Genomic DNA, 3,981 nt, shown 5'->3' on the forward strand with positions numbered 1-3,981 from the left:
CGTCGCGCGGACGCTGGAGGCGTTCACCGACGTGATCCCGTCGAGCGACTTTGCCGACGGCGCGAACGCGACCGACCGGTTCGTGCTGCGGATCGGCACCTCGGCCTCGGCTGAGGCGGCGATCACGGAGGTCGAGCTGACGGCGATCGCGCCGAACCCGTCGACGGGCGCGGCGCGGGTGTCGTTCGCGCTGCCGGAGGCCGGCACAGCGCGTGTGACGGTGTACGACGTGCGCGGCCGGTCGGTGGCGACGCTGGTGGACGGTCCGCTGAGCGCGGGCCGTCACGAGGCGACGCTGGACAGCGGCTCGCTGGCGGCGGGCGTCTACGTGGTCCGCCTGGAAGCGGGCGGTGCGGTGGTGACGCGCCAGGCGGTGGTGGTGCGCTAACCCGGCACCGTCGGCCCCACACTCAGGCTCGGAGCGCCCCGTCGACACACGCTGTCGGCGGGGCGCTTTGCGTCCAGCCCCGGCCGACTATGTGAAGCACAGAAGAACGTTCTGTGCACGTGGCAGCTCTAGTTCCGAGATGCATGGATCCCGCCTCGGAGCCAACGGGAGGACCATTGAGGATGTCGGATAACGTATAAAGCGTTAGGATCCCGGTTCTGCCCTGAATCCGGAAGTTCTGTAGGTACCGGCCCGCCTCACTGGAGGAGAGGTCGAGCGCCCCCGTTCCGTTACAGAGCGCGTGATCGCGGCCACAGCACGTTCCCGCCCGAGCGCTCCTTCCAGAAATGTTCGCCGTCCCCTTCATGGATTGTTCGACGCCGAATATATTCGAAGCCTGTGGTCCTCCCAGGAAAGCCTGCTCGCGATGAGCCCTCTGTCCAGGTGGCAGCCACCTTCGTCCCTCTGGGTCCCTCCCCTCCCCCACGTTATGTCACGACTTCTACTCGTCAGCGCACTCGCGCTGGGGCTGACTGCGTCCGCGTACGCTCAGTCTTCCAATCTGTCACCCGTAGCCGAGCAGGCTGCGTTTGACTATCTCCGCGCTCAGGCGCCCGCGATGGGCCTGACCGGCGGTGATGTCGCCGAGCTCGAGGTGTCCGCAGGGCACCGGAGCGCGCTGAGCGGCATCAACTACGTCTACGTCCAGCAGCTGTACCGCGGCATCCCCGTCGTCGACGGACAGGTGACGGTCGCTGTCGACTCACGCGGCACGGTCGTGCACGCGGCGGGCGACCTCGTCCCGAACATCGACTCTCCGGCGACTCGGAGCGCGGTGAGCCTCTCGGCCTCGCAGGCCGTCGCCACGGTTGCCGGCCTCGTCGGTGCGCCCCGCACGCCGACCACGCCGCTCAACCAGGGCATGGACAAGGTGGTTCGCTTCGGTGAAGTGACCGGCTTCGACGTGACGGCCCGCCAGGTCTACGTGACCGACGGCCGCACCGCCACGCTCGCGTGGGAGGTTCAGGTTCCGACCCCCGACGCCCAGCACGTCTGGGTGGTCCGCGTCGACGCCGCCACCGGCGCCGAACTGAGCCGCTACGACATGGTCGTGAGCGACCACTGGGCCCACGGCGACGTGCCCGCCGCCAGCGCCACCCCGATGGCGTTCGTGGAGGCCGTCCCGGCTCCGAACCTCGCTGCCGCCAGCGCCACCCCGGCCGACGGCTCGAGCTACAACGTGTACCCGCTCCCCTACGAGAGCCCGATCCACTCGCCCACGGTTCCCCCGACCGACGGCCGCTCGGTGATCTCCGAGCCCGCTGACGGCACGGCCTCGCCGTTCGGCTGGCACGACACCAACGGTGCCGCTGGCGCCGAGTTCACGATCACGCGCGGCAACAACGTGCACGCCTACCAGGATCGCGCCAACGACAACACGGGCGGCGCGACCGACTCGCCGGACTGCGGCGCGGGCCTCACGTGTGACTTCCCGCTCGACCTGACCGTCGACCCGGTCAACTACACGGCGGCGGCCACGGCCAACCTCTTCTACTGGAACAACATCATCCACGATATCAAGTACCAGTACGGCTTCGACGAGGCGTCGGGCAACTTCCAGGTCAACAACTACGGCAACGGCGGCCTCGGCAACGACGACGTCCGCGCGGAGGCGCAGGACGGCGGCGGCACCAACAACGCCAACATGGCCACCCCGGCCGACGGCTCGCGTCCGCGCATGCAGATGTACGAGTGGACCACCGCGACCCCCCGCCTCGACGGCGACTTCGACGCGGGCATCGTGATCCACGAGTACACGCACGGTACGTCCAACCGCCTCACCGGCGGCCCCGCCACCACCGGCTGCCTGAGCAACACGGAGCAGATGGGTGAGGGCTGGAGTGACTACTACGGCCTCATGCTGACCCAGCAGGTCGGCGACACCGGCCCGCAGCGTCGCGGCATCGGCACCTACGCCCTGGATCAGCCCACGACCGGCGTCGGCATCCGCCCCGCGCCCTACTCGACGGACTTCGCCGAGAACGACTACACCTACGGCAACACCACCAGTGGTCTCTCGGTCCCCCACGGGATCGGCTTCGTGTGGTCGACCATCCTCTGGGAGATGACCTGGGAGTTGATCGACACGTACGGCTTCGACGCCGATCTCTACGACGCCGCCGGCGGCGCGGGCAACCAGATCGCCCTCGCCCTCGTGACCGAGGGCATGAAGCTGCAGCCGTGCTCGCCCGGCTTCGTGGACGGCCGTGACGCCATCCTCGCCGCCGACGACGCCCTCTACGGCGGCGTCCACAAGGAGCTTCTCTGGAGCGCGTTCGCGCGCCGTGGCCTCGGCGTCTCCGCCGACCAGGGCTCCTCGGGCTCCATCACGGACAACGTGGAGGCCTTCGACACCCCGATCACCTCGGGCGTCCTGTCGGTCTCGCCCACCTCGCTCTCGTTCAGCGCTGCCTCCGGTGGTTCCGACTCGGGCGACGTGACGATCACGCACAACGGCGTCCCCGGCGACGGTGACGGCCTCTTCACGGCTCGCATCAGCTACCAGGACCAGCCGGCGTCGGCCAACCTTGGCTCGGGCGGCCCGGACGCGTTCGGCTATGCCTGGATCGACTCCGACGAGACCGGCGGCCCGACCGTCGGCTACGAGGACATCTCCGGCACCGGCACCCCGGTCTCCTGGACCACCACCGGCTCCTTCCCCGGTGGCGACGAGGGCTACGACGAGGTCACGCTGCCGTTCTCGTTCCCGTTCTACGGCGACGCGAAGACCAGCGTCCGCATCTTCTCGAACGGCTTCCTGACGTTCTCGACGTTCGCGGCCAACTCGTTCACCAACCAGGCCATCCCGGCCTCGGGCACGCCCAACGACCTGATCGCGCCCTTCTGGGACGACCTCGATCAGAGCGCGGGCGGCTCGGTGCACTACGGGACGCTCACCGATGGCCGCTTCGCGGTCCAGTACACGGGTGTGCCGCGCTACGCGGACACCGGCTCGTCGCTGACCTTCCAGGTGATCCTCGCGCCCGACGGTACGATCGAGTACCAGTACGGCACGATGACGGCGGCGACGCTCTCGAGCGCCTCGGTCGGCATCGAGGACGCGGCTGGCTCGGTCGGCCTCCCGGTCGTGAACAACGCGGCCTACGTCGCCTCCAACAAGGCGGTGCTGTTCTACAGCCCGACGATCTGGGCCTCCGTCGCGCCGGCCTCCGGCACGGTCGACGAGGGCACCTCGGAGTCCGTCACCGTCTCGGTTGACGCCTCGGAGCTGCCGGACGGCACCTACAACGCGGAGCTGACGATCGAGACCAACGACCCGGCCCTGCCGTCGACCGTGATTCCGATCACGTTCGAGGTCGGTGGCTCGGGCCCGGGTGGCGTGTCGATCCTGATCGACGATCCGAAGGGCTTCCGCTTCCTCGGCACCCCGTCGGCCGGCCTCACCGTCGACGACCTCGCGGCGATGAACCTCGTCCGCGGCGTGCCCGGCTACTACCCGGCCGCCAACCCGCCCAACCTCGAGACGAGCTACGACGCCGCCACCGCCACCTGGATTCCCTCCACCGGCACCG

General features: G+C 69.2%; 2 protein-coding genes. Both read left to right on the forward strand.

What is annotated here, in order from left to right; genetic code table 11:
- On the forward strand, window positions 1-388 hold a 388-nt coding region (locus tag B1759_RS11515), incomplete at its 5' end, for a T9SS type A sorting domain-containing protein (protein ID WP_143537361.1).
- Window positions 389-878: 490 nt separating this feature from the next.
- Window positions 879-3,981: M36 family metallopeptidase (locus tag B1759_RS11520; RefSeq protein ID WP_158225223.1), on the forward strand; the 3,103-nt coding region annotated here is incomplete at its 3' end.

Origin of the sequence: Rubrivirga sp. SAORIC476 (genome assembly GCF_002283555.1) — a bacterium.
Classification (GTDB): Bacteria; Bacteroidota; Rhodothermia; order Rhodothermales; family Rubricoccaceae; genus Rubrivirga.